This window comes from Streptomyces sp. NPDC096311 (assembly GCF_044763085.1).
GTDB lineage: Bacteria > Actinomycetota > Actinomycetes > Streptomycetales > Streptomycetaceae > Streptomyces.
The window spans coordinates 66619-89512 of sequence record NZ_JBIWFN010000020.1; the positions used below are offsets into that span (position 1 = coordinate 66619).

21 protein-coding genes and 1 pseudogene are annotated in these 22894 nt (G+C 68.6%); 3 read left to right on the forward strand and 19 right to left on the reverse strand.

All coding sequences use genetic code 11. From position 1 onward, the window contains the following. The first annotated feature begins 40 nt into the window (after window positions 1-40). The 3 genes and pseudogenes from ACIRA5_RS39670 to ACIRA5_RS39680 all read left to right on the forward strand — a co-directional run bounded on the left by ACIRA5_RS39670 (window position 41) and on the right by ACIRA5_RS39680 (window position 3922). Window positions 41-1299: pseudogene (locus ACIRA5_RS39670) on the forward strand (sensor histidine kinase). After that, the gene (locus tag ACIRA5_RS39675) at window positions 1296-1937 is read left to right on the forward strand and encodes a response regulator (protein WP_403699360.1); all 642 of its coding nucleotides are present in this window, start codon (window positions 1296-1298) and stop codon (window positions 1935-1937) included. The pseudogene ACIRA5_RS39670 and the gene ACIRA5_RS39675 overlap by 4 nt, the downstream one beginning before the upstream one ends. A gap of 146 nt (window positions 1938-2083) precedes the next feature. Further along, window positions 2084-3922: a glycoside hydrolase family 18 chitinase gene (locus ACIRA5_RS39680; RefSeq protein WP_352051563.1), complete on the forward strand. Its 1839-nt coding sequence runs from the start codon at window positions 2084-2086 to the stop codon at window positions 3920-3922. Between the two features lie 69 nt (window positions 3923-3991). Here the strand turns inward: ACIRA5_RS39680 and ACIRA5_RS39685 are convergent, their stop codons facing one another. The 19 genes from ACIRA5_RS39685 to ACIRA5_RS39775 form a co-directional block, all read right to left on the reverse strand. Further along, a complete protein-coding gene (locus ACIRA5_RS39685; RefSeq protein ID WP_054233219.1) occupies window positions 3992-4438 on the reverse strand; it encodes a DUF2550 domain-containing protein in 447 nt (148 codons plus the stop codon). Between the two features lie 129 nt (window positions 4439-4567). After that, window positions 4568-4942, reverse strand: coding sequence for a F0F1 ATP synthase subunit epsilon (locus ACIRA5_RS39690; protein ID WP_095852572.1), 375 nt, complete (start codon window positions 4940-4942; stop codon window positions 4568-4570). Between the two features lie 163 nt (window positions 4943-5105). Beyond that, on the reverse strand, window positions 5106-6542 hold the full coding sequence (gene atpD / locus ACIRA5_RS39695; RefSeq protein ID WP_352052730.1) for a F0F1 ATP synthase subunit beta: 1437 nt from the start codon (window positions 6540-6542) through the stop codon (window positions 5106-5108). Beyond that, window positions 6542-7456 carry a F0F1 ATP synthase subunit gamma gene (locus ACIRA5_RS39700; protein WP_403699363.1) on the reverse strand — a complete coding sequence of 305 codons (915 nt, stop codon included), beginning with the start codon at window positions 7454-7456 and terminating at the stop codon, window positions 6542-6544. Before ACIRA5_RS39700 ends, atpD begins: the two co-directional genes overlap by 1 nt. A 21-nt stretch (window positions 7457-7477) precedes the next feature. Continuing rightward, on the reverse strand, window positions 7478-9067 hold the full coding sequence (atpA, locus tag ACIRA5_RS39705) for a F0F1 ATP synthase subunit alpha (protein ID WP_319746214.1): 1590 nt from the start codon (window positions 9065-9067) through the stop codon (window positions 7478-7480). 124 nt (window positions 9068-9191) lie between these two features. Continuing rightward, window positions 9192-10016, reverse strand: a complete 825-nt coding sequence (locus ACIRA5_RS39710; protein ID WP_403699365.1) for a F0F1 ATP synthase subunit delta — start codon at window positions 10014-10016, stop codon at window positions 9192-9194. Next, on the reverse strand, window positions 10013-10561 hold the full coding sequence (locus ACIRA5_RS39715; protein ID WP_168495588.1) for a F0F1 ATP synthase subunit B: 549 nt from the start codon (window positions 10559-10561) through the stop codon (window positions 10013-10015). The genes ACIRA5_RS39710 and ACIRA5_RS39715 overlap by 4 nt, the downstream gene beginning before the upstream one ends. A 39-nt stretch (window positions 10562-10600) precedes the next feature. Then, complete coding sequence (locus ACIRA5_RS39720) at window positions 10601-10837, reverse strand: F0F1 ATP synthase subunit C (protein WP_310766993.1); 237 nt, start codon at window positions 10835-10837, stop codon at window positions 10601-10603. 78 nt (window positions 10838-10915) lie between these two features. Then, window positions 10916-11686 carry a F0F1 ATP synthase subunit A gene (atpB, locus tag ACIRA5_RS39725; protein ID WP_403699640.1) on the reverse strand — a complete coding sequence of 257 codons (771 nt, stop codon included), beginning with the start codon at window positions 11684-11686 and terminating at the stop codon, window positions 10916-10918. A gap of 273 nt (window positions 11687-11959) precedes the next feature. After that, window positions 11960-12397 carry a hypothetical protein gene (locus tag ACIRA5_RS39730; RefSeq protein ID WP_403699367.1) on the reverse strand — a complete coding sequence of 146 codons (438 nt, stop codon included), beginning with the start codon at window positions 12395-12397 and terminating at the stop codon, window positions 11960-11962. Between the two features lie 284 nt (window positions 12398-12681). Further along, window positions 12682-14064, reverse strand: coding sequence for an MraY family glycosyltransferase (locus tag ACIRA5_RS39735; protein WP_403699369.1), 1383 nt, complete (start codon window positions 14062-14064; stop codon window positions 12682-12684). A 126-nt stretch (window positions 14065-14190) separates the two neighbouring features. Continuing rightward, the gene (glyA, locus tag ACIRA5_RS39740; RefSeq protein WP_352052735.1) at window positions 14191-15432 is read right to left on the reverse strand and encodes a serine hydroxymethyltransferase; all 1242 of its coding nucleotides are present in this window, start codon (window positions 15430-15432) and stop codon (window positions 14191-14193) included. Between the two features lie 179 nt (window positions 15433-15611). After that, a complete protein-coding gene (locus tag ACIRA5_RS39745) occupies window positions 15612-16277 on the reverse strand; it encodes a protein-tyrosine-phosphatase (RefSeq protein WP_403699371.1) in 666 nt (221 codons plus the stop codon). Beyond that, window positions 16274-16921: an L-threonylcarbamoyladenylate synthase gene (locus ACIRA5_RS39750; protein ID WP_054233231.1), complete on the reverse strand. Its 648-nt coding sequence runs from the start codon at window positions 16919-16921 to the stop codon at window positions 16274-16276. Before ACIRA5_RS39750 ends, ACIRA5_RS39745 begins: the two co-directional genes overlap by 4 nt. A gap of 53 nt (window positions 16922-16974) precedes the next feature. Then, the gene (gene prmC / locus ACIRA5_RS39755) at window positions 16975-17820 is read right to left on the reverse strand and encodes a peptide chain release factor N(5)-glutamine methyltransferase (RefSeq protein WP_054233232.1); all 846 of its coding nucleotides are present in this window, start codon (window positions 17818-17820) and stop codon (window positions 16975-16977) included. A 122-nt stretch (window positions 17821-17942) separates the two neighbouring features. After that, window positions 17943-19019, reverse strand: coding sequence for a peptide chain release factor 1 (gene prfA / locus ACIRA5_RS39760; protein ID WP_054233261.1), 1077 nt, complete (start codon window positions 19017-19019; stop codon window positions 17943-17945). Between the two features lie 137 nt (window positions 19020-19156). After that, window positions 19157-19378: a 50S ribosomal protein L31 gene (rpmE, locus tag ACIRA5_RS39765; RefSeq protein ID WP_033323852.1), complete on the reverse strand. Its 222-nt coding sequence runs from the start codon at window positions 19376-19378 to the stop codon at window positions 19157-19159. 180 nt (window positions 19379-19558) lie between these two features. Continuing rightward, window positions 19559-20698, reverse strand: a complete 1140-nt coding sequence (locus ACIRA5_RS39770) for an LCP family protein (protein WP_403699375.1) — start codon at window positions 20696-20698, stop codon at window positions 19559-19561. 208 nt (window positions 20699-20906) lie between these two features. Beyond that, complete coding sequence (locus tag ACIRA5_RS39775; RefSeq protein ID WP_403699377.1) at window positions 20907-22805, reverse strand: trypsin-like serine protease; 1899 nt, start codon at window positions 22803-22805, stop codon at window positions 20907-20909. Window positions 22806-22894: the final 89 nt, after the last annotated feature.

Genomic DNA, 22894 nt, shown 5'->3' on the forward strand with positions numbered 1-22894 from the left:
GCATCAGGCGGTGAGCCGGTGCGCCGTGTTGGATGGGGTCATGGCCATGCGACTCCCCCGCCCGCACCGCGACGACGTACGCATCGCGGTCGGTGGACTCCTCGGCGGACTCCTCCTGTGGGGCCTCGGCCTGTTTCCCCGGCGACCGGACGACGCGCTCGTCCTCTGGTCCGGGAACGGGAACGCCCTGGTGCCTCTCGTGGTCGCGGCGGCCTGCGAGCTGCTGCGGCGTACCCGGCCCCGCCCGGCCCTGCTGATCGGCACCGCCGCGCTGACGGTCGACACCATCACGCGGGGCAACGTGGCCACCGTCGTGATGTTCACGGACCTGGTGTACGCGGCCGTCCTGTACGGCACCCCCGCCTCCGCCCGGCGCATCCCCTGGATCACCGGGCTGCTCACGGTGGCCGGTGCGGTGGTGCCCGCCGCGCTCTGGCGCGTTCCCGGGGCCCTGCTGATCGGCGTCGGTATCGGCGTCGTGGCTCTGGCGCCCGCAGCCACCGGCTGGGTGGTCCGTAACCACCGCGACACCGCCGTCGCCGAACGACTGCGCGCCGAACAGACCGCCCTGCTCGCCGAGATGGACCGCGCCCAGGCCGTCGCCGCCTGGGGGTACCCCCTGCTCGAAGAGCTTGGGGGAGGGCGCGGATGGCGCGGGAGTTGCACGACATGGTGGCCAACCATCTCTCCGCGATCGCGATCCACTCCACGGCCGCTCTCTCCATCGGCGACCCGAACACGTCCAAGGACGCGCTCACCGTCATCCGTGAGAACAGCGTCGAGGGGCTCGCCGAGATGCGCCGGCTGATCGGGATGCTGCGCGACGGCAGCGGTGACCGCGAGCCGTCCGCCGCCCCCACCCTCGACGGCCTCGGCTCCCTGGTGGCCGGCGCCCGCACCAACGGACTCGACGTCACGCTCACCACCGCGCACGGCAAGGTGCCCGCCCCGGTCGAACTCGCCGCGTACCGGATCGTCCAGGAGTCGCTGACCAACGCCCTCAAGCACGCGCCCGAGGGCCGTGTCACGGTGACGCTCACCCAGCGCGGCGGCCGGCTCGCCATCGCGGTGACCAGTCCGTACGGCGGTCCGAGCGGCCCCCGCGCCCCCGGTTCCGGCGCCGGTCTGGTGGGGATGCGGGAGCGGGCCGACCTGCTGGGCGGCAGCTTCGAGGCGGGGCCCGAGCCCTCCCCCGAGAGCGGGAACGTCAAGAACGGCAAGGGTGGCAAAGGCGGCAAGGACGGTGCGATCTGGGCCGTACGCGCCACTCTGCCCCTCGTCCAGGGAGAACCCGAATGATCCGCGTGCTCGTCGCCGAGGACCAGTCCGCCGTACGGGCCGGGCTCGTCCTCATCCTGCGCAGCGCGCCCGACATCGAGGTGGTCGGCGAGGCCGCGGACGGCGAGCAGGCGGTCGCACTCGCCCGCGAACTCCGCCCGGACCTGGTGCTGATGGATGTGCAGATGCCCCGGCTCGACGGGGTGTCCGCCACCCGTCAGGTCGTCGCCGAACAGCTCGCCGATGTGCTCGTGCTCACCACCTTCGACCTCGACGAGTACGTCTTCGGGGCGCTGCGCGCGGGCGCCTGCGGGTTTCTGCTGAAGAACACGGAGGCGAGGGACCTGCTGGTGGCGGTGCGGACGGTGGCGAGCGGCGAGGGGCTGATCGCCCCGGCCGTGACGCGTCGGCTGATCGCCGAGTTCGCCGCGAAGCCGGTACGGGAGCCGAGCGCCGACCCGGCCGTGCTCGACGCACTGACGCGCCGGGAGCGGGAAGTGCTGTCCTGCCTGGGTGAGGGGCTCTCCAACGCGGAGATCGCGGGGCGGCTGGACATGGCGGAGGCGACGGTGAAGACGCACGTCAGCCGTCTGCTGGGGAAGCTGGAGCTGCGGAGTCGGGTCCAAGCGGCCGTACTGGCCCAGGAGTTGGGGGCCTGACTCACCTCGCGGGCGCACTGGTCCAGACCTATTGACCTATGGTCCAGACCTTTCTATTCTCGCCGCACTGCGCTTGGTCATGCCCCCGACACCTCCCCCACCGCAGGGGCGCGCCGGTGGCGAACAAACAAAGAAGGAGGCGCAGCATGCGCTTCAGAACCAGAGTCCGACAGCGAACCGTGGCAGGACTCACCACCCTGCTGCTTCCGCTCGCCGCCCTCGTCGGGCTCGCGAGCCCCGCCTCGGCAGCCACCTCCGCCACCGCCACGTACACCAAGACCCAGGACTGGGGTACGGGCTTCGAAGGCAAGTGGACGGTCACCAACACCGGTACCACCAGCATCAGTTCCTGGACGATCGACTGGGACTTCCCCTCCGGTACGTCCGTCACCTCGGCCTGGGACGCGGACGTCACCTCCTCCGGCACCCACTGGACCGCCAAGAACAAGTCCTACAACGGCACCCTCGCCGCGGGCGCCTCCGTCTCCTTCGGCTTCAACGGCGCCGGCACCGGATCTCCGTCCAACTGCACGCTCAACGGCGGCAGTTGTGACGGTGGCACCACCGTCCCCGGTGACAACCCGCCGAGCGCGCCCGGCACCCCCACCGCCTCCGCGATCACCGACACCTCGGTGAAACTCTCCTGGAGCGCGGCCACCGACGACAAGGGCATCAAGAACTACGACGTCCTGCGCGGCGGCACCAAGGTCGCCACCGTGACCACGGCCTCGTACACGGACACCGGTCTGACCGCCGGCACCGACTACTCCTACACCGTCCAGGCCCGTGACACCGCCGACCAGACCGGTCCGGTCAGCGGCGCGGTCGCCGTGCACACCACCGGTGGCGGCACCACCCCGCCGCCCACCGGCAACGCCGTCAAGCTCGGCTACTTCACCGAGTGGGGCATCTACGGCCGCAACTACAACGTCAAGAACCTGGTGACGTCCGGCTCGGCCGCCAAGATCACGCACATCAACTACGCCTTCGGCAACGTCACCAACGGCCAGTGCGCGATCGGCGACTCCTACGCCGACTACGACAAGGCCTTCACCGCCGACCAGTCGGTCAGCGGCGTCGCCGACACCTGGGACCAACCGCTGCGCGGCAACTTCAACCAGCTGCGCGAGCTGAAGGCCAAGTACCCGAACATCAAGATCCTCTGGTCCTTCGGCGGCTGGACCTGGTCCGGCGGCTTCGCGCAGGCCGCGGCCAACCCGGCTGCCTTCGCCCAGTCCTGCTACAACCTGGTCGAGGACCCGCGCTGGGCCGACGTCTTCGACGGCATCGACATCGACTGGGAGTACCCGAACGCCTGCGGTCTGTCCTGTGACACCAGCGGTGCCGCGGCCTACAAGAACCTGATGCAGGCCCTGCGCGCCAAGTTCGGCACGGGCAACCTGGTCACCGCGGCCACCACGGCCGACGGCACCTCCGGCGGCAAGATCGACGCCGCCGACTACGCGGGCGCCTCGCAGTACGTCGACTGGTACAACGTGATGTCGTACGACTTCTTCGGAGCGTTCAACGCACAGGGCCCGACCGCCCCGCACTCCCCGCTCACCTCGTACAGCGGCATCCCGACGCCCGGCTTCACCACGGCCGACGCGATCGCCAAGTTCAAGGCGAAGGGCGTGCCCGCGAGCAAGCTGCTGATCGGCATCGGCTTCTACGGCCGCGGCTGGACGGGCGTCACCCAGGACGCGCCGGGCGGCACGGCCACGGGGCCGGCGCCGGGAACGTACGAGCAGGGCATCGAGGACTACAAGGTGCTGAAGACGTCCTGCCCGGCCACCGGCACGATCGCCGGAACGGCGTACGCGCACTGCGGCAGCAACTGGTGGTCCTACGACACCCCGGCGACCATCGGCACGAAGATGGCCTGGGCCAAGAGCCAGGGCCTGGGCGGCGCGTTCTTCTGGGAGTTCAGCGGAGACACCAGCAACGGCGAACTGGTGAGCGCCCTCACCGGCGGGCTCGGATAGCCGCCAGGCGGCGTTGACGCTCCCCCAGACTTCGTCCGGGGGTCCCCACCCAGCGAGTGAGTGCGGCCTTCAGGCCACATTCACTCGCTGTCCGGGCGGGGCCGCCTCCAGCCACGCGAGGAAACCGGTCAGCGCGTCCTCGCTCATCGCCAGTTCCAGTCGGGTGCCCCGGTGCACACAGGCCAGGATGATCGCGTCGGACAGCAGGGCGAGCTCCTCCTCGCCGTCCGGGGTGCGGCGGCCGGCCACCTCGATCGCCGAGCGTTCCAGGACGCGGCGCGGGCGGGGGGAGTACGAGAAGACGCGGTACCACTCGATGCGGTCGCCGTTGTAGCGGGCGACGCCGTAGCCCCAGCCTTTTCCGTTGGGGTCGCTCTTCTCCGGGACGTCCCAGCGCAGGCTGCAGTCGAAGGTGCCCCCGGAGCGCTGGATCAGCCGGCGGCGGAGGCCGAAGACGAACAGCCCCACCACCACGAGCGCCACTACCAATCCGCACACAGTCAGAGCGAGGACCATCGACACCGACCTCCTCGTCTCCTAGGTAACGGAAAAGAAAAAACCTCCGCATTCGCCTCAGCCGCGGCGGGGTCCGGAGTGATCCGGTCCCCGCCGCGGCTGAGGCAAAGCATCACACAGCGCGGCGACTCAGCGCGCCGACACCGCCCGCAGACGGACGTCCGCGCGGCGCTCGGCGGAGGCATCGCCCTCCGCCTTCGCGCGCTCGAGCTCCCGCTCCACGCGCTGGACGTCGATCTCGTCCGACAGCTCGGCGATCTCGGCCAGCAGGGACAGCTTGTTGTCGGCGAACGAGACGAAACCGCCGTGCACCGCGGCGACGACCGTTCCACCATCACTCGTACGGATGGTCACCGGGCCCGACTCCAGCACACCGAGCAGCGGCTGGTGACCGGGCATGACGCCGATGTCGCCGGACGCGGTACGCGCGACGACCAGGGTGGCCTCGCCGGACCAGACACTGCGGTCCGCGGCGACGAGCTCGACGTGCAGCTCAGCAGCCAAGGTGGGCTCCTCGGGTCACCACCCGGCATGGCCGCCGGGTGTTGGGTCAAAGTCTAATGGGCGTACGGAGGGGGACGGGACGCGCCCCGCGAGGTGCGGTCCCGTCCCCCTCCCTTACGAACACGAGTTCCTCAGGAACCGGAGTCCCTCAGGTACGCGAGGTTCAGGAGACGCCGAGCTCCTTGGCGTTGGCCTTGAGGTCCTCAATGCCACCGCACAGGAAGAACGCCTGCTCCGGGAAGTGGTCGTACTCACCGTCGATGATCGCGTTGAAGGCCACGATCGACTCGTCCAGCGGGACGTCCGACCCGTCGACGCCGGTGAACTGCTTGGCGACGTGGGTGTTCTGGGACAGGAAGCGCTCCACGCGACGGGCACGGTGGACAGTGAGCTTGTCCTCCTCGCCCAGCTCGTCGATACCGAGGATCGCGATGATGTCCTGAAGGTCCTTGTACTTCTGAAGAACCGACTTGACGCGCATCGCGGCCGCGTAGTGGTCCGCCGCGATGTAGCGGGGGTCCAGGATGCGGGACGTGGAGTCCAGCGGGTCCACGGCCGGGTAGATGCCCTTCTCGGAGATCGGACGGGAGAGCACCGTCGTCGCGTCGAGGTGGGCGAACGTGGTGGCCGGGGCCGGGTCGGTCAGGTCGTCCGCGGGGACGTAGATCGCCTGCATCGAGGTGATCGAGTGACCACGGGTCGAGGTGATGCGCTCCTGGAGGAGACCCATCTCGTCGGCCAGGTTCGGCTGGTAGCCCACCGCGGAGGGCATACGGCCGAGCAGGGTCGAGACCTCGGAACCGGCCTGCGTGAAGCGGAAGATGTTGTCGATGAAGAACAGCACGTCCTGGTTCTGGACGTCACGGAAGTACTCCGCCATCGTCAGACCCGCGAGAGCCACGCGCAGACGGGTGCCCGGGGGCTCGTCCATCTGACCGAAGACAAGCGCGGTCTTGTCGATGACGCCCGAGTCCGCCATCTCCTCGATGAGGTCGTTGCCCTCACGAGTGCGCTCACCGACACCGGCGAACACGGAGACACCGTCGTGGTTGTTGGCGACGCGGTAGATCATCTCCTGGATGAGCACCGTCTTGCCGACACCGGCACCACCGAACAGGCCGATCTTTCCACCCTTGACGTACGGGGTGAGAAGGTCGATGACCTTGACGCCGGTCTCGAACATCTCGGTCTTCGACTCGAGCTCGTCGAAGCGCGGGGCCTTGCGGTGGATGGACCAGCGCTCGCCCTCGTACTTCTCGTCGGAGTTCAGCACCTCACCGAGGGTGTTGAACACCTTGCCCTTGGTGAAGTCACCGACCGGGACGGTGATGCCCGTGCCGGTGTCGGTGACCGCGGCCTGGCGGACCAGACCGTCGGTGGGCTGCATGGAGATCGTGCGGACCAGGCCGTCACCCAGGTGCTGGGCGACCTCCAGGGTCAGCGTCTTCTTCTCGCCGTCCTTGGCCGGGTCGGCCACCTCGACGTGAAGGGCGTTGTAGATGTCCGGCATCGCGTCGACGGGGAACTCCACGTCGACGACCGGGCCGATGACCCGGGCGACGCGGCCCGTGGCAACGGCCGTCTCAGAAGTCGTCGTCATTACTTGTCACTCCCCGCGGTCGCGTCGGCAAGGGCTGCGGAGCCACCGACGATCTCGCTGATTTCCTGGGTGATTTCGGCCTGGCGGGCCGCATTGGCAAGACGGGAGAGCGTGGTGATCAGGTCTCCCGCGTTGTCGGTCGCCGACTTCATCGCGCGGCGGGTGGCGGCGTGCTTGGAGGCAGCCGACTGGAGCAGCGCGTTGTAGATACGGCTCTCGACGTACCGAGGCAGCAGGGCGTCGAGGACGTCCTCCGCCGACGGCTCGAACTCGTACAGCGGAAGGATCTCGCCCTTGGGCGCCTCTTCCGCGACCTCTTCGAGGCGCAGTGGCAGCAGGCGGCCGTCGACCGCCGTCTGCGTCATCATCGACACGAACTCGGTGTAGACGATGTGGAGTTCATCCACGCCGCCGTCCGCCGTCGCCGTTTCGATGGCCTCGATGAGCGGCGCCGCAACCTTCTTGGCGTCCGCGTAGGTGGGCTCGTCGGTGAAACCCGACCACGACTCCACGACCTTGCGCTCGCGGAAGTGGTAGTGGGCCAGACCGCGGCGGCCGACGATGAACGTGTCGACCTCCTTGCCCTCCGCCTCGAGACGGGCGGTCAACAGCTCCGCCGCCTTGATGGCGTTGGAGTTGAAGGCGCCGGCCAGTCCGCGGTCGCTCGTGAGGAGCAGCACCGCGGAACGGGTCGCCGTCTCCGCCTCCGTGGTCAGCGGGTGCTTGGTGTTCGAGCCGGTGCCGACCGCCGTGACCGCGCGGGTGAGCTCGGTCGCGTACGGCGCGGAGGCCGCCACCTTGCGCTGCGCCTTGACGACGCGCGAGGCGGCGATCATCTCCATCGCCTTGGTGATCTTCTTGGTCGCGGTGACGGATCGGATGCGACGCTTGTAGACCCGGAGCTGGGCTCCCATGAGTCAGGTCCCTTCCTTACGTCACTTGGCCGCGGCCGGAACGTCTTCGCCGAGAAGCTTGCCGTCCGAGGTCTCGAACTGCTTCTTGAAGTCCGCGATGGCGTCCGCGATGGCGGTGAGGGTGTCGTCCGACATCTTGCCGCCCTCCTTGATGGAGGTCATGAGTCCCTGCTCCTTGCGGTGCAGGTACTCCAGGAGCTCCTTCTCGAAGCGGCGGATGTCGGCGACCGGTACCTCGTCCATCTTGCCGGTGGTACCGGCCCAGACGGAGACGACCTGGTCCTCGGTGGCCATCGGCTGGTACTGAGCCTGCTTGAGCAGCTCGACCAACCGCTGACCGCGCTCCAGCTGGGACTTCGACGCGGCGTCCAGGTCGGAACCGAAGGCGGCGAACGCCTCCAGCTCGCGGTACTGGGCGAGGTCCAGACGGAGTCGGCCGGACACCTGCTTCATCGCCTTGTGCTGGGCGGAGCCACCGACGCGGGAGACCGAGATACCGACGTTCAGGGCCGGACGCTGGCCGGCGTTGAACAGGTCGGACTCCAGGAAGCACTGGCCGTCGGTGATGGAGATGACGTTGGTCGGGATGAACGCCGACACGTCGTTCGCCTTGGTCTCGACGATCGGCAGACCCGTCATCGAACCGGCGCCCAGCTCGTCGGAGAGCTTCGCGCAGCGCTCCAGCAGACGGGAGTGCAGGTAGAAGACGTCACCGGGGTAGGCCTCGCGCCCCGGCGGACGACGGAGCAGCAGCGACACGGCGCGGTAGGCGTCGGCCTGCTTCGAGAGGTCGTCGAAGATGATGAGGACGTGCTTGCCCTCGTACATCCACTGCTGGCCGATGGCCGAACCGGTGTACGGCGCCAGGTACTTGAAGCCGGCCGGGTCGGACGCCGGGGCGGCGACGATGGTCGTGTACTCCAGCGCGCCGGCCTCTTCGAGGGCGCCACGCACGGAGGCGATGGTCGAACCCTTCTGACCGATGGCGACGTAGATGCAGCGGACCTGCTTCTTGGTGTCGCCCGAGCGCCAGTTGTCGCGCTGGTTGATGATCGTGTCGACAGCCAGCGCGGTCTTGCCGGTCTGACGGTCGCCGATGACCAGCTGACGCTGGCCACGGCCGATCGGGGTCATCGCGTCGACGGCCTTGTAGCCGGTCTCCATCGGCTCGTGCACCGACTTGCGGACCATGACGCCCGGGGCCTGCAGCTCGAGGGCGCGGCGGCCGGTGGTCTCGATCTCGCCGAGGCCGTCGATCGGGTTGCCGAGCGGGTCGACGACGCGGCCGAGGTAGCCCTCGCCCACGGCGACGGACAGCACCTCACCGGTGCGCTGCACCGGCTGGCCCTCCTCGATACCACTGAACTCGCCGAGGACGACCGCACCGATCTCGCGCTCTTCCAGGTTCAGCGCGAGACCGAGGGTTCCGTCCTCGAACTTCAGCAGCTCGTTCGCCATCGCCGAGGGAAGGCCCTCGATCTTGGCGATACCGTCGCCGGCGACGGTGACCGTACCGACCTCCTCGCGCGAGGCCGCGTCCGGCTTGTACGACTGGACAAAGTTCTCCAGCGCGTCCCGGATCTCCTCCGGCCGGATCGTGAGCTCCGCCATCTGGGTTCCCTGCTCTCCTTGTTGGGCCCGAAGTTTTCTTGGGGGGTCTGGGGTCAGCCCCCAGGAATCCTCTGCACGGCCCAACCAGGGCCGTAAGTACTACGTGGTTACGCGTATTGAGTTGCTACTGGCCGACGATGCGGCGGCGCGCGTCCTCGAGTCGGTCCGCGACGGCACCGTCGATGATCTCGTCGCCGACCTGCACCCGGATCCCGCCGACGACCTCGGGGTCCACGTCGAGGTTGAGGTGCATCGGGTGGCCGTAGAGCTTCGCCAGAGCGGCGCCGAGGCGCTGCTTCTGTCCGTCACTCAGCGGGACCGCCGAGGTGACGACGGCGACCATGCGGTTGCGGCGCTCGGCGGCGAGCTTGGACAGGAAGTCGAGTCCCGCCTCCAGGCTACGTCCCCGGGGCGCGGCCACAAGGCGCGTCACCAGGCGTTCGGTGGTCGGCTTGGCCCGGCCGCCGAGCAGGCTGTGCAGCAGCTCGCTCTTGGCCGCCTTCGAGGCGGTGCGGTCGGTCAGCGCGGAGCGCAGCTCGGTGTTCGAAGAGACGATCCGACCGAAGCGGAACAGTTCGTCCTCGACGTCGTCGAGCGCGTTCGCCCGCTGGGCGGCCGTGAGGTCGGCGATGCTCGCCAGCTCCTCCAGCGTGTCCACCAGGTCACGCGGCTGCGACCAGCGCGAGCGCACCAGGCCGACCACCAGGTCCGCGGTCGACCCGCCGACCTGGCCGCCGAGCAGGCGCTGGGCCAGCTCGGCCTTGGCCTCGCCCGGCTGCGCCGGGTCCGTCAGGACTCGACGCAGCGACACCTCGCGGTTGAGCAGCGCGGTGACGGCGGCCAGCTCGTCGGCGAGCCGGACCGCGTCCACGGACGTCGAGTCCGTCAGCGCATCGAGACGCTCACGGGCTGCAGCGAGGGCCTCGCGGCTTGCTCCGTGTGCGGTCATCGAGTCGCCTCGGCCTTCTCCTCGAGCTCGTCGAGGAAGCGGTCGATGACGCGGCTCTGCCGGGCGTGGTCCTCGAGGGACTCACCGACGAGCTTGCCGGCCAGGTCGGTGGCGAGCTTGCCCACGTCCTGACGCAGCGCCTGCGAGGCGGCCTTGCGGTCGGCCTCGAGCTGCGAGTGACCGGCGGCGATGATCTCCTCGCGCTGCCGCTGGCCTTCCGCACGCATGTCGGCGATGAGCGTGGCGCCCTGCTCCTGCGCCTCCTGGCGCAGCCGCGCGGCCTCGTGCCGTGCCTCGGCGAGCTGGGCCTTGTACTGCTCCAGCACGCTTTGGGCTTCGACCTTCATGGCGTCGGCCTCTTCGATACCGCCTTCGATCGCCGCGCGGCGCTCTTCCAGAACCTTGTTGATGTTCGGGAGGAGCTTCTTCCAGAAGAAGAAGAACACGATGGCGAAGGCGATGGCGCCGACGAGCAGCTCGGGGCCGGCCGGGATGAGCGGGTTCTGCTTCTCCTCGGCCGCCAGCTGTACCAGGTTGGCGATCACATCAGTGCCTTTCGTCGATTCGTGTCAGTAAGGGGTGAATTACTGACCGAAAACGAACGGCATGACGATGCCGATGAGGGCGAGCGCCTCACAGAAGGCGAAGCCGAGGATCTGGTTGGCGCGGATCAGGCCGGCAGCTTCGGGCTGACGGGCCAGGGCCTGGGTGCCGTTACCGAAGATGATGCCGACGCCGACGCCGGGGCCGATGGCGGCGAGGCCGTAGCCGACGGAACCGATCGAACCGGAGACAGCGGCGAGGGTCTCAGTGGCAGCCATGCTGATTCTTCCTTCTCTTTCTTGGACCGGCGGGGGTTGGCCACCGGACGTTCTGGGGCTTTCGGGGGGGGCGGTGACTCAGTGGTGCTCGGCGAGCGCGCCCTGGAGGTACGAGCAGGCCAGCAGTACGAAGACGTACGCCTGGACGGCCTGCACGAAAAGCTCGAAGAGGATCATGATGACGGTCATCACGAACGAGACGCCGGCCGCGGGGATCATGTAGCTGTTCAGCAGGTACCAGGAGGCGACCGTGAACATGACCAGCATCAGGTGGCCGGCGAACATGTTGGCGAAGAGTCGGACCGCGTGCGTGAAGGGCCGGACGATCAGGTTCGAGAAGAACTCGATGACCATGACGAGGGGCAGCACGCCGCCGAGCGTCTTGTCATAGCCGGTGATGTTCTTGAAGAAGCCGACGAAGCCGTGGCGCTTGAACGTGACCGAGACCCACATGATCCAGACGATCGCGGCGAGCACCACCGGGAAGGCGAAGACCGACGAGACCGGGAACTGCGCCAGCGGGATCACGGACCAGATGTTCATGATCCAGATGAAGAAGAACAGCGAGACCATGATCGGGACGTACTTCTCGCCCTCGCGCTTGCCGAGCGTCTCGTAGACGATGCCGCGGCGCACGAAGTCGTAACCGGCCTCACCGACCATCTGCAGCTTGCCCGGGATCACCTTGGCCTTGCCGAAGGCCGCCCAGAAGAAGGCGACGACAAGGATGGAGGTGAGGAGGGCGAGCAGCATGACCTTGTTGAACTCGAACCCCCCGACCGTGGCGATCGGCTTGAAGAGGAACGAGTGCAGGCCCGGAGCCGGAAAGCCACACCCGTTGTCGGCCATGATCCGACAGCTCCAGTCAAAGGCGAGCTGGGTCTGGTCAGCACTCACCACGGGCTCCTTCGGCGTGACGCATAGGTACGGCAACCTCGTTGTGTCGGCGCGGCGCGCAGCCGCGGTTCGGCACTGGACTGGTGTTACGAATGTGGGGGCGGCTGTGGGGCATCAAGCCTCGCGATTGAGCAGGCGTCAGCTCAGATGCCCGCGCCCGCGATGCCGCAGTTGGCACCGGACGATAGCAGGATCTCCCACATGGCCTTATCCCACCCCTACCCCTCACGACGAGGACCCTGATTTCTCGGGCTTCTCGCTCTTCTCGGGCTCGGGGTCGACATAGAAGATCTTGGCCTTCATGTGCGCCCGCGCCTGCGCCGCCATCCACACGACGGTCGCGAGGACGAGGCCGACCGCGAACGCCTTGGGGTTGAACAGAGACGTGTTTTTGAAGAGTGCCACGAAGATCAGGAGCAGCAGGAGCTGGGCGACGTAGAGCATCAGGCCCATGGCCTGGAACAGCTGCGGGAGCGTTTTTGCCGTCCACTGCAGGACGTAGAGGCCGATCCCCATGAAGAGGATGGCCAGCAGTGTGCCGATGCCCGCGCCGAGCGCGCCTTTGCCACCCGCGACCACGCCACTGACGGCGACGGCGATCGCGCCGACAGCCGCTGTGGGGACAGCGGTGTGCAGTAGGTTCCGGGCGTCATTGGACGGCATGGCGGCAACTCCGCTTGCTTCGGGGGCAGGGTGTCGTCATGGACGAGCGTAGTCCCGGGCTGAGAGAGAACCTCACGCCAAGGGGCCGTCTCACTACGGTCCTTCGGCTCTATCCCGGGTTCTCGTGAACCGTATCACAAACTATTTGATGCGGTCTTTACCTAGAAGGTGTGCTCGCTGTCACACATGAGAGTGAACCTGCGCGTTTGTGCAATATCGAGGGCAACTTGTCTGGTATTGACGCGGTTTGCCGTTGATCCCTCTTGCAGAATTCTTACTTTGCATCAGCGTGAAGATTCGGCTTTGCGCCCCTCCAGGAAGCGCGCACGGGGCCCAATTGCCGTCGCTCCGTTGACTCCTGAGACACCCGTGGTGACCGGCGAACGGTGTTCGCGGACGCCCTCTTCGCGCTCCTGGGCCGCCTTCTCGTGGGACGCCGGCTCCTCGTACGCGACGGAGGCCATCGCCGCCTCCGCCTCGGCCGCCAGGGCGACCCTGCGACGGCGGCGGTAGCGCGGCGGCACCAGGTGCTCGGCCCAGCGCGGGGCACGCGGCGTGAAGCGCGGCAGCAGGAGCAGTACGAGACCCACCGCGCTGAGCGCCGCGATGCCGAGCACGATCCACATGGACGCCGAGTTCACCGAGAAGGCGAGCGCTCCGAAGGCGATCAGTGCCGACCAGAAGTACATGATCAGGACGGCCCTGCTGTGCGAGTGGCCGACCTCCAGGAGGCGGTGGTGCAGGTGGCCGCGGTCGGCGGCGAAGGGCGACTGACCACGCCAGGTGCGCCGCACGATGGCGAGCACCAGGTCGGCGGCCGGGACCGCGATGATCGTCAGCGGCAGCAGCAGCGGGATGTACACCGGCACCGTCTGGTGCACGGTGTTGCGCTCCGAACCGGAGAACAGGTTCATCGCGTCCGGGTCGATCTGCCCGGTGATGGAGATCGCGCCGGCGGCCAGCACCAGGCCGATCAGCATCGAGCCGGAGTCACCCATGAAGATCCGGGCGGGGTGCATGTTGTGCGGCAGGAAGCCCAGACACATGCCCATGAGGATCGACGCGAAGAGGGTCGCCGGAGCGGCGGCCTCGATGCCGTAGCTGTACCAGATGCGGTACGCGTACAGGAAGAACGCGGCGGAGGCGATGCACACCATGCCGGCGGCGAGACCGTCGAGGCCGTCGACGAAGTTCACCGCGTTGATGGTGATGACGACCAGCGCCACGGTGAGCAGGGTGCCCTGCCACTGGGTCAGCGCGACCAGGCCGACGCCGGGGATGGGCAGCCACAGGATCGTCAGACCCTGCATGACCATCACGCCCGCGGCGATCATCTGGCCGCCCAGCTTGATGAGGGCGTCGATCTCGAACTTGTCGTCCAGGACACCGATCAGCCAGATCAGCGCGGCGCCGGAGAGCAGTGCGCGAGGCTCGTTGGAGTCCGAGAAGACCGCGTTGAGGTTCCGCAGATGGTCGGCGACCAGCAGACCGGCACACAGACCGAAGAACATCGCGATGCCGCCGAGCCGCGGCGTGGGTTCCCGGTGCACGTCGCGTGCCCGGATCTGCGGCATGGCTCCGGCCACGATCGCGAACTTCCGTACCGGCCCTGTCAGCAGATACGTCACCGCGGCCGTGATGCAGAGCGTCAGCAGATATTCACGCACGGGCTTCCCCACAGGTCTCGCTGGCCATCTCAGCCCCACACCCTAGCGATGCGCGCATATGGTTGGGGACTTCCGGGTAGCGACGATGGTTGCACGAGTGGCTGTGCACACGTGTGCGTGTACCCCTCACTCGTCCGGATAGGGCGGAAATCTCCCGGCCAGATCCTTTACTTCTTCACGTGCCCGCTTGCTGTCGGCCTCGTCCCGCAGCACCGCCGCGAACAACTTCGCGACCTGCGACATCTCCGCCTCGCCCATCCCCTGCGTGGTCAGCGCGGCCGTGCCCAGGCGCAGGCCGCGGGCGTCGCCGTGGGGCAGCGCACAGGTGTCGAGGACCATTCCGGCGGCGGCCAGACGGCCGCGCGCGCTGCGTCCGTCGAGACCGAGCGGAGCGGTGTCCGCGGTGAGCATGTGGGTGTCGGTCCCCCCGGTGGTGAGGGCGAGCCCCTCCGCGGCCAGCCCCTCGGCCAGCACCTGGGCATTGGCGACCACCTGATGCGCGTACGCCGCGAACGCGGGAGTCGCGGCCTCGCCGAACGCGACGGCCTTGGCGGCGATCGTGTGCATCTGGGCGCCGCCCTGGGTGAAGGGGAAGACGGCCCGGTCGACCCGCTCGGCCAGCTCGCCGCCACAGAGGATCATGCCGCCGCGCGGGCCGCGCAGGACCTTGTGCGTGGTGGCGCAGACGACATCGGCGTACGGCACCGGACTGGGCGCCGCTCCCCCGGCGACCAGTCCGATGGGGTGGGCGGCGTCGGCGATGAGATAGGCGCCGACCTCGTCGGCGATCGCCCGGAAGAGCGCGTAGTCGATGTGCCGGGGGTAGGAGATCGCCCCGCAGACGATGGCCTTCGGCCGGTGCGTACGGGCCAGCGCGCGCACCTGCTCGTAGTCGATGAGCCCGCTCTCCGCCTCCACCCCGTACCCGACGAAGTCGAACCAGCGGCCGGAGAAGTTCGCGGGCGACCCGTGCGTGAGGTGGCCGCCGAACGGCAGCCCCATGGCCAGGACGGTGTCTCCCGGCCGCAGCAGGGCGGCGTACGTGGCGAGGACGGCCGAGGATCCGGAGTGGGACTGCACGTTGGCGTGCTCGGCGCCGAAGAGGGCCTTGGCGCGCTCGACGGCCAGGCGCTCGGCGACGTCGACGATCTCGCAGCCGCCGTGGTGGCGGGCGCCGGGATATCCCTCGGCGTACTTGTTCGCCAGCGGCGACCCGAGGGCGGTCAGCACCGCCTTCGAGGTGAAGTTCTCGGCCGCGATCAGCTGGAGCGTCGTCGACTGCCGCGCCAGCTCCCCCATCAGGATCTCGGCGAGCTCCGGGTCCTGCAGACGCAGAACATCCGCTTCCAGCGTTTGTGTGACCGGCATGGTGGACTCCGGGCCTCGGCGGGGTGCGCTACGTCCAATGTAGAACCGGGACCGGTGGGACGCCCGGTATTACGGCCTATCGGGCGCTCCACGAGAAAACGCCCACAACGACCTACGCGCGCCCGCACCCCCGTCAGCGCCGGCCCGTCCCCGACGCGCCCCTCGCACCGCGGGGCGGATCAGGCTCCCGCGCGCACCCCCGTCAGCGCCGTCACCACCGGATCCAGTGCCTCGTTGATCTCGTCGCCGATCGAGCGGAAGAACGGCAGCGGCGCGCCGTACGGGTCGAAGACCTCGTCCGCCTCCGCCGTCGGAGCCAGCAGCCACCCGCGTAGAGCGGCGGCAGCCCGCACCAGGGCACGGGCACGCTCCACCACACCGTCCTCCAGGGGCGGGAGGGTCGCCGGGTCTATGGCGCGGACCAGCCTGGTGAACTCCTTCAGGGTGAAGGTGCGCAGGCCCGCGGAGTGGCCCATGGAGATGACCTGGGCGCGATGGTCGCGGGTCGCGGTGAGGACCAGGTCGGCCCTGATGACATGGTCGTCGAGGAGCTCGCGGCCGACGAAGCCCGAGGGGTCCGCGCCGAAGTCCGCGAGGACCGTCTCGGCGTTGGCCTCCATGGGGGCGCCCTCATGCCCCCAGGTGCCGGCGCTCTCGACGATGAGTCCGCCCCACAGGGGGTCGCCCAGCCGGTCCGCGAGGGCATGGCGGGTCAGCCGCTCGGTGATCGGCGAGCGGCACACGTTGCCGGTGCTGACGTGGAGGATGCGGAAGGACCCCCTGGGGGACCCATTGGTCCCCGTGATCCCCGTGCCTATGCCACGCCCCGCGTCAGGGGCTGTCAATTCGCCACCTCGAGGTCGGGTACGACCTTCCGGAGCTCCTCCGCCGACAGGGCACCCGCACGCAGCAGGACCGGCACCTTGCCGGTGACGTCGACGATCGAGGAGGGAACGTTGCCGGGGGTCGGACCGCCGTCCAGGTAAACGGAGACGGAGTCGCCGAGCATCTCCTGCGCGGCGTCACAGTCCTCCGGCGCCGGGTGGCCCGTGAGGTTCGCGGAGGAGACGGCCATCGGGCCGACCTCCGTCAGCAGTTCGATGGCGACCGGGTGCAGCGGCATACGGATGGCCACCGTGCCCCGGGTGTCCCCCAAGTCCCACTGCAGGGACGGCTGGTGCTTGGCGACGAGGGTGAGCGCACCCGGCCAGAACGCGTCGACGAGCTCCCAGGCCATCTCGGAGAAGTCCGTGACGAGACCGTGCAGGGTGTTCGGGGAGCCGATGAGGACAGGGGTGGGCATGTTGCGGCCCCGGCCCTTGGCCTCAAGGAGGTCGGCGACGGCTTCCGAGGTGAACGCGTCGGCGCCGATGCCGTACACCGTGTCCGTCGGGAGGACCACCAGCTCGCCACGGCGGACGGCGGACGCGGCCTCACGCAGACCGGTGATGCGGTCGGTCGCGTCGTTGGTGTCGTATCGCCGTGCCATTTAGCGGGCCTCCTCGTACACGTACTGCTGGCTGGGGGTCACGATGCGCGCGCTCACGGCATCGCCTTGCGGGCGGTCGCGAACCGCGGCCGGTTGTTGAGGTCCGGGTGATCGGCCGCGTCGGCCCAGCCCCGCTCCTCGGTGAAGATCCACGGCACCTGCCCGCCCTGGGTGTCGGCGTGCTCGATGACGACGACACCGCCGGGGCGCAGCAGCCGGTGCGCGGTGCGCTCGATGCCACGGATGAGGTCCAGTCCGTCCTCGCCCGAGAACAGGGCGAGTTCGGGATCGTAGTCCCGGGCCTCCGGCGCCACGTACTCCCATTCCGTGAGCGGGATGTACGGCGGGTTGGAGATCACCAGGTCCACCTGGCCGTCGAGGTCCCTGAAGGCCTCCAGGGCGTCTCCCTGACGCAGGTCGACCCTGGACCCCTCGACGTTCTTGCGCGTCCACTGGAGGGCGTCCTCGGACAGCTCCACGGCGTGTACACGGGAGCGCGGGACCTCCTGCGCGAGCGCGAGCGCGATGGCGCCCGAGCCGGTGCACAGGTCGACGATCAGCGGCTCGACGACATCCATCGCGCGGACGGCGTCTATGGCCCAGCCGACGACGGACTCCGTCTCCGGACGCGGGACGAACACCCCTGGGCCCACCTGGAGTTCCAGATAGCGGAAGTAGGCGTGGCCGGTGATGTGCTGGAGCGGCTCGCGGGCCTCGCGGCGCGCGGTCACCTCCCAGTAGCGGGCGTCGAAGTCCACGTCCTTGACGGTGTGCAGCTCGCCCCGCTTCACGCCGTGCACGAAGGCGGCGAGCTCCTCCGCGTCGTTGCGCGGCGAGGGCACGCCGGCGTCGGCCAGCCGCTGGGTGGCCTGGGCCACTTCCGCGAGCAGCAGGTTCACGCTGGTCCTCCGGGGCTGAGCTGTTGTCGTACGGCTTGACGAGCAGGGCTTACAGGTACGGCCTCACAAAGCTGCGGCCGGCCGTCCGGCCGTTGCGCCGTTCGGCCGTCCGCCGTTCCGCCTTACGCGGCCGCGAGCTTCGCGGCCGAGTCGGCGTCGACGCACGCCTGGATCATCGCGTCGAGGTCCCCGTCGAGCACCTGGTCCAAGTTGTACGCCTTGAATCCGACGCGGTGGTCCGAGATGCGGTTCTCCGGGAAGTTGTACGTACGGATCTTCTCGGAGCGGTCGACGGTGCGGACCTGGCTGCGGCGGGCGTCCGCGGCCTCACGCTCCGCTTCCTCCTGCGCCGCGGCGAGGAGCCTGGAGCGCAGGATACGCATCGCCTGCTCCTTGTTCTGCAGTTGGCTCTTCTCGTTCTGACAGGAGGCGACGACTCCGGTCGGAATGTGCGTGATGCGCACCGCGGAGTCGGTCGTGTTGACGGACTGGCCGCCGGGGCCCGACGAGCGGTAGACGTCGATGCGCAGGTCGTTCGCGTGGATCTCGACGTCGACCTCCTCGGCCTCGGGCGTGACCAGCACACCGGCCGCGGAGGTGTGGATACGGCCCTGCGACTCGGTCGAGGGCACCCGCTGCACGCGGTGCACCCCGCCCTCGTACTTCAGGCGCGCCCAGACACCCTGACCAGGCTCGGTGGCACCCTGGCCGCCCTTGGTCTTCACGGCGACCTGGACGTCCTTGTAGCCGCCGAGCTCGGACTCGGTGGAGTCGATGATCTCGGTCTTCCAGCCGACGCGCTCGGCGTAGCGCAGATACATGCGCAGCAGGTCGCCGGCGAACAGGGCCGACTCGTCGCCGCCCGCGCCCGCCTTGATCTCGAGGATGACGTCCTTGTCGTCGCTGGGGTCGCGCGGGACCAGCAGCAGGCGGAGCTTCTCGGTGAGCTCCTCGCGCTGCTTCTCCAGCTCCTTGACCTCGGCCGCGAAGTCGGGGTCGTCGGCGGCGAACTCCTTCGCCGTGCCGATGTCGTCCCCGGTCTGCTTCCAGGAGCGGTACGTCGCGACGATCGGGGTCAGCTCGGCGTAGCGCTTGTTCAGCTTGCGCGCGTTGGCCTGGTCGGCGTGGACCGACGGGTCAGCGAGCTTCTTCTCCAGATCGGCGTGCTCGCCGATGAGTTCCTCGACCGCCTCGAACATCTCCGGCTCCAATGGACTGTCCCCAGCTCCATCATGGGCTCAGGGACGTAGGTAAGACGAATGTGGGGGCTGCACCGCAAAGCGCCGGTCCCGGCGCCCCCGTGCCGGGGACGCCGAAGACCGGCGCTGTGGGCTCGCTACTTCTTGGCAGCGGCAGCCTTGCCGAAGCGGGCCTCGAAGCGGGCCACGCGGCCACCGGTGTCGAGGATCTTCTGCTTGCCCGTGTAGAACGGGTGGCACTCGGAGCAGACCTCGGCGCGGATGGAGCCGCTGGAGATCGTGCTACGGGTGGTGAACGACGCGCCACAGGTGCAGCTGACCTGCGTCTCGACGTACTCGGGGTGGATGTCGCGCTTCAAGGTGTCTCCTAGTTTCGGGAGGGCGCCGGGTCGCCACCGCGGGATGCGGGTGCGTGAACCGGAGCCGACGTACCAGTCTGCCAGGACTGGCGCCATCCCCCAAAACCGGGGGCTTGGGCGATCTATTCCCGAGCCTGCGTACGGGGCTCGTACGGGCCCCCGCGGGGCCTGGGTACCGGCTCAGCTCGAACTGACGACGCCCTTCGCGGTGCCCGTGGCCGTGCCCTTCGTGGCCGCCTTCGGGATCGTCCGGTCGTTCTTCAGGGCGGTCCACACCAGCTTCGCCTTGGCCTTGTCGACGAGGACGCGGTTGGCGTCCGCGCTGTCGTACTGGACCGGCATCGTCACCATGTTCATGTTCGACGAGCTGATGCCCTTGAGGCCGTTGGCGAAGGACGCGAGGTTCTTGACCGTGCCGAGGTCGGAGTCGGTCGTGACGGTCTTGGTCGCGGTGTCGGCGAGGTCGTACAGCTTGGTGGGGCTGGACAGCACGCCGATGTGCTTGACCTGGTTGACCAGGGCCTTGATGAACGCCTGCTGGAGCTGGATGCGGCCGAGGTCGGAGCCGTCGCCGACGCCGTGCCGGGTGCGGACGAGGCCGAGCGCCTGCTGTCCGTCGAGGGTGTGCGTGCCGGCGGTCAGGTTCAGATGACTGTCGGGGTCCTTGATGTTCTTGGTGGTGGTCACCCGAACACCGCCGAGGTCGTCGATGAGCTTCTGGAAGCCGCTGAAGTCGACCTCGATGTAGTGGTCCATGCGGATACCGGACATGGATTCGACGGTCTTCACCGCGCAGGCGGCCCCGCCGGTGGAGTACGCGGAGTTGAACATCACGCTGGTCGCGGCGTCGTGGGTGACGCCCTTGGCGTCGGTGCAGGAGGGGCGCGGGACGAGGGTGTCGCGGGGTATGGAGACCACGCTGGCCTTCTTGTGGCCCTCGTATATGTGCACGATCATCGCCGTGTCCGAGCGGGCGCTGCCGTCGTCGGTGCCGCCGCCGAGGTCCTTGTTGCTGCCGGAGCGGGTGTCGGAGCCCAGGACCAGGATGTTCTCGGAGCCGTTGTCGACCTTCAGCGGCCGGTCGGTACCGAGGGCCTGGTTGATGTCGACGGTCTTGATGTTGCCGTTGAGCTTGAAGTACACGTACCCGGCGCCGGCGCCCCCCAGCACCACGATGCCCGCGGCGGTCCAGGCCGTGATGAACAGGGCCTTGCTTCGCGTGCTGCGCGGCTTGCGGCGGCTGCCCTTCGCGCGGCGAAGCGGGGCGCTCGTTCCGGGATCACCCGGGGTGCCGGGTTCCGGCATGCTCTCGGCAGGCATGTGCTCCTCTTGTCCTCGTTGCGGTCGGTTACCCCCTGTTTTCAGGGCCAATCCCGGGCCGGTGCGCCATGTGGTGCCTCATGGTCGCTCCGTACGGTCAGACGGGGAAACTCGGGCAAGGGTTGCACAACGCACTGCGCCCACCGCGTGGCGCGATGGGCACAGTGCGTGACGGGCGAGTTCGGGGAAACCCCGCTCACCTGCGGCTTCAGCCGAAGATGTCGTACTGCTTGAAATCAGTGCCGATCTTGATGGCTGTGGCAAAGATCTCACTGGTCGCCTTGCCGGTACCGGGGTAGAGGTAGAGCGTGCCGGCGGGCGTACGAGCCAGGAAGTCGGCCTTGCCGTCACCGGTCACGTCGCCCACCGCGTCGAAGGCGTTGTAGCCGGCCCAGGTGCGCACCTTGATCCGGCTGGAGAACGCGCCGGAGCCCGCCTTGCCGGTGCCCTTGAAGAGGTAGACGTACGAGCCGGTCTTGCTGCGCGCGATCAGGTCGGCCTTGCCGTCGCCGGTGAAGTCGCCGTGGGCGCGCAGGGAGTTGTACTGGTTCCAGCCGGAGCTCACCTTGACGCGGGCCGAGAAGGTGCCGTTGCCCTTGCCCGGGTAGATCCACAGGACGCCGCCGGAGTCGACCGAGAGCAGATCGGGCAGGGCGTCACCGGTGACGTCGCCCGGGGCGACGACGCGGGTGCGGGTCTTCCAGTCGCTGAAGAGCTTGGTGTCGGCCCACTTGCCCGTGGACGGCAGGTAGTGCCACCAGTGGATGTCGCCGTTGGAGGTGCGGCGCTCGACGACGTCCTGGTAGCCGTCCCGGTCGAGGTCGCTCTGCAGGACGACGTTCGACGTGCTCCAGCCGCCCCACGACTGCCGGGCCCCGAACGAGGTGCCGTTGGAGTCCTTCTCGTACAGCGTCTTGGTGGACGAGTTGCGGACGAACAGGTCGGCCTTGTGGTCACCGCTCAGGTTCGTGTCGTCGACGCGCGGGTAGGCGGCACCGACGTACGAGCTGACCTTGGTGAAGACGCTGTACGCGCCCTTCTCCACGCAGTCCACCACGCCCCAGGAGACGACGCCCACGATGCGGCCGCCCACGATCAGCGGGCCGCCGGAGTCGCCGTTGCAGGCCGAGGTGGTGCCGGTGTCGCTGCCGGTCGCCGGGTTGCCCGCGCAGACCATGTGGCCCTTGATGAACTCGCCGCCGTAGTAGCCGCCGCACGTGGCGTCCGACTTGATGGGCAGCGTGGCCGTCTTCAGGGTCTCGGAGATGTCCTGGGTGGCGGAGGAGGTGCGGCCCCAGCCGTAGAGCGTCGCCTTGGTGCCGGAGGCGTACGAGGCGGTGTCGCCCGACGTCGTCATCCGGATCGACTTGGCCTTGACGGGCCCGTCCAGCGTGAGGACCGCGATGTCGTTGTTAATGGTCGACGCGTTGTAGGAGGGGTGGTTCCACTGCCGCAGGACGGGGGTGGCGGTGCCGCCGTGCAGATCGGTTCCGCCTGCCGAGGGAAGCTGCGAGGTGCCGGTCACGACGGCGCCGTGGGCCTTCCAGTCGTAGCCCTTGACGCAGTGCGCGGCGGTGAGGATCTTCGTCGGCGAGACGACGGAGCCGGCGCAGAAGAAGCCGACGTCGTCGCTGGTGCTGCTGGTGCCCTTGTCGTCGGAGTACAAGAGCTGGGCCATCCACGGGGCGGTGGTGATGGTGGTCGTGGTGCCGCCGATGATCTTCGGATCGACGGAGGCGCTGCTCGTGTTCGCGCTCGTGCTCGTGCTCGTGCTCGTGCCGACGGTCGCGGTCTTGCCCGTACCCGTACCCGTACCTGCACCTGTACCCGTACCCGTGCTCGCGTCGATGCTCGTGCTCGTGCTCGGAGAGGACTTCGTCGTCGACTGTCCGGCCGTGCCGTCACTCGCGATGGCCCTGGCGATCCGCTTCTCCAGCGTGGCCAGACTCGGCGAGGTGCCGGTCGTCCTGGCGAGCGGAGCCGACTGCGCGGTGGCGGCGTTCGCCGACGACATCAGGAGCGCACCCCCGACGGCCGCCGCCAGGGTGGCCGCCGCGACGGGCACGGCGATGCGTATCCGGCGTCTGTGACGACCGCGCCCGGACATGGACGTATCCACTCAAGTCCCCCCTGAGACTCATACGTTGAAAGAGAGCGCGATCGTACATGTGTCCCAGGCAGCACAAAGGGCCGCCC